Annotated in this window: 5 protein-coding genes; 4 read left to right on the top strand and 1 reads right to left on the bottom strand. The window is 72.0% G+C overall.

From position 1 onward, the window contains the following. The coding region (locus VI238_RS00995; protein WP_331647502.1) for a LysR family transcriptional regulator at positions 1 to 497 on the bottom strand (497 nt) is incomplete at its 3' end. Between the two features lie 98 nt (positions 498 to 595). On the opposite strand from VI238_RS00995, the gene gstA reads away from it, so the two are divergent. The 4 genes from gstA to VI238_RS00975 all read left to right on the top strand — a co-directional run bounded on the left by gstA (position 596) and on the right by VI238_RS00975 (position 2828). Further along, on the top strand, positions 596 to 1204 hold the full coding sequence (gstA, locus tag VI238_RS00990) for a glutathione transferase GstA (protein ID WP_331647500.1): 609 nt from the start codon (positions 596 to 598) through the stop codon (positions 1202 to 1204). Between the two features lie 11 nt (positions 1205 to 1215). Then, on the top strand, positions 1216 to 1431 hold the full coding sequence (locus tag VI238_RS00985) for a 4-oxalocrotonate tautomerase family protein (RefSeq protein WP_331647498.1): 216 nt from the start codon (positions 1216 to 1218) through the stop codon (positions 1429 to 1431). Further along, positions 1431 to 1817 (top strand): nuclear transport factor 2 family protein, encoded by a 387-nt coding sequence (locus tag VI238_RS00980; protein WP_331647496.1) that lies wholly within the window; start codon positions 1431 to 1433, stop codon positions 1815 to 1817. The genes VI238_RS00985 and VI238_RS00980 overlap by 1 nt, the downstream gene beginning before the upstream one ends. A 138-nt stretch (positions 1818 to 1955) precedes the next feature. Then, entirely contained in the window at positions 1956 to 2828 is an 873-nt protein-coding gene (locus tag VI238_RS00975) for a pirin family protein (RefSeq protein WP_331647494.1), read from the top strand. Positions 2829 to 2868 lie beyond the last annotated feature (40 nt).

Here is a 2868-nt window from a genome sequence, read left to right as displayed (position 1 = left end):
TCGACGAGCGTGCGCGCGACGAGGCCCGAGTCCGGCGGCGCGCGTCCGCGCACCGCGAGGTCGTAGCCGTCCGCGGTGAAATCGATGTTGCGGTTGTCGAGATGGACCTCGACGTCGACCTCGGGATGGCGCTCGCGGAAGCGCGGCAACAGCGGCAGCACGCGATGGTGCCCGAACGGCGTCGGCATGCTGATGCGCACGACGCCGCGCGCGACGCGTTGCTGCTCGCCGATCTCGCGTTCCGCATCGCGCAGGCGATCGAGCGCGGCGCGGCACTGCGCGTAGTAGCTGCGACCGGCGTCGGTGAGGCGGATCTGCCGCGTCGTGCGCGCGAACAGGCGCACGCCGAGGCGCGCTTCGAGCCGCGCCACCGCGCGGCTCACCGCCGCCGGGGTGACGCCGACGCGCGCGGCGGCGATCGTGAAGCTTTCGGCTTCGGCCGAGTGGCAGAACAGGTCGATGCCGCCGAGCATCGGCGCGTCGTACGGGCGGTTCATGGTTGACCTGGCGGAATGACTGAAATGCATGATTCCATATTCAGGCCCGCCGCGTGGACGCCTAGCATCGCCGTCCCCGATCCGACGGAGTACGACCCATGCTGAAGCTCTATTTCTCCCCGGGCGCCTGCTCGCTCGCGCCGCACATCGCGTTGCGCGAGGCGGAGCTGCCGTTCGCGCTCGAGCGCGTCGACATCAAGGGCCGCACGACCGCGTCCGGCGCCGATTTCCTCGCGATCAACCCGAAAGGGCAGGTGCCCGTGCTCGAGCTCCCGGACGGGCAACGCCTCACCGAGGGCCCGGTGATCGCGCAGTACGTCGGCGATCGCATCGCGGGCGGCCTGGTCCCCGCGGCCGGCCTCGAGCGCTACCGCGTGCTGGAATGGCAGAACTACATCACGTCCGAGCTGCACAAGACGTTCTCGGCGCTGTTCAATCCGCAGCTCGACGCGGCGGCGAAGGCGACGCTCGCGGCGGCGCTGCGGCGCAAGTTCGCATGGGTCGACGGCGAGCTCGCGGGTCGCGATTTCCTCACCGGGCGCGTGTTCACCGTCGCCGATGCGTACCTGTTCGTCGTCGCGGGCTGGGCGCGGCACGTCGCGCTCGACCTCGCCGACCTCGCGCACCTGCAGGCGTTCCTCGCGCGCGTCGCGGCGCGGCCCGCCGTGCGCGCGGCCATGCAGGCCGAAGGCCTGCTCGCGGCCTGAGGCGCGCTGCCATGCCGATCATCCGCATCGAGATCACGCGCGACGGCGCGACCGTCGCACAGAAGGCGGCGCTGGTCCACGGCGCGACCGCGCTCGTCGCCGACGTGCTCGGCAAGGATCCCGCGCTCACGTTCGTCGTCATCGACGAAGTCGACACGGTGAACTGGGGCGTCGGCGGCGAGACGGTCGCCGCATTGCGCGCGCGACGCGCCGGGGCGGCATGCTGATGGACGCACGCGACGAGGTCGAGCGCGCGCTCGACGACTATTTCGACGGGCTCTACCACAGCGACGTCGCGCGCCTGCGTCGCGTGTTCCACCCCGCCGCGCAGTACGCCTGCGCGACCGACGGGGCACTGCTGCTGCGCACGATGGACGAGTACCTGCCGATCGTCGCTGCACGGCCGTCGCCCGCGAGCCGCGGCGAGCCGCGCCGCGACCGCATCGTGTCGATCGAGTTCGCCGGCCCGGTCACCGCGTTCGCGCGCGTCGAATGCACGATCGCGCCGAAGGCGTTCGTCGACTTCCTGACCCTGGTCCGGCTCGACGGCCGCTGGCAGATCCTCACCAAGGTGTTCCACTACGAACCGCTCGACGGCGACGGGTCGCGCTGACCGCCGCGCGCGGCCGCACGCGCGTCGTTTCCCCACGGCAACGGCGCGTCGCGGCCGCGGCACTACTGCGGCGCGTCGCGCGGCCTTATGTTGGCGGTCGGAGAAGCCGGCCCGATCGGGCCGGCCGTGGAGATCGCGATGAAGAAGGTTCTTGCCGTGCAGGCCGCGCCGCGGCCGCACTGGGTCGGCGACGGGTTTCCGGCGCGTTCGATGTTTTCGTACGACAGCCATGGCCGGGCGCTGAGCCCGTTCCTGCTGCTCGACTACGCGGGGCCGATGGACTTCGAGCCGGCCGCGCGCCCGCGCGGCGTCGGCGAGCATCCGCATCGCGGCTTCGAGACGGTCACGATCGTCTACGAAGGCGAAGTCGCGCACCGCGACTCGACCGGCGCGGGCGGCCGCATCGGTCCCGGCGACGTGCAGTGGATGACCGCCGCGTCGGGCATCCTGCACGAGGAATTCCATTCCGAGGCGTTCACGCGCCGCGGCGGCCGGCTCGAGATGGTGCAGCTGTGGGTGAACCTGCCGGCGAAGGACAAGATGTCCGCGCCGGGCTACCAGACCTTGCTCGACGCCGACATCCCGCGCGTCGCGCTGCCCGGCGACGCCGGATCGCTGCGCGTGATCGCAGGCGAGTACGCGGGGCAGCGCGGGCCCGCGCGCACGTTCACGCCGATCGAGGTCTGGGACGTGCGCCTCGCCGCGGGTCGTCGCGCGACGTTCGACCTGCGCGACGGCCACACGACCGCGCTCGTCGTGCTGCGCGGCACCGTGCTCGTCAACGGCAGCGAAGTCGCGCGCGAGGCGCAGCTGGTCGTGTTCGATCGCGCCGGGTCGATGATCGAGGTCGAGGCGAACGCCGATGCGACCGTGCTGGTGCTCGCGGGCGAACCGATCGACGAGCCGATCGTCGGCTACGGTCCGTTCGTGATGAACACGGCCGATGAGATCCGGCAGGCGATCGACGACTTCAACGGCGGCCGCTTCGGGCGCATCGCTCGCGCGCCCTGACCCTCGCGGCGCCGCTCAGGGCTGCGCCGGCGCCGCGGTC

Origin of the sequence: Dokdonella sp., assembly GCF_036518555.1 — a bacterium.
Classification (GTDB): Bacteria; Pseudomonadota; Gammaproteobacteria; order Xanthomonadales; family Rhodanobacteraceae; genus Dokdonella_A.
This window is presented reverse-complemented; position numbering and strand designations above follow the sequence as displayed.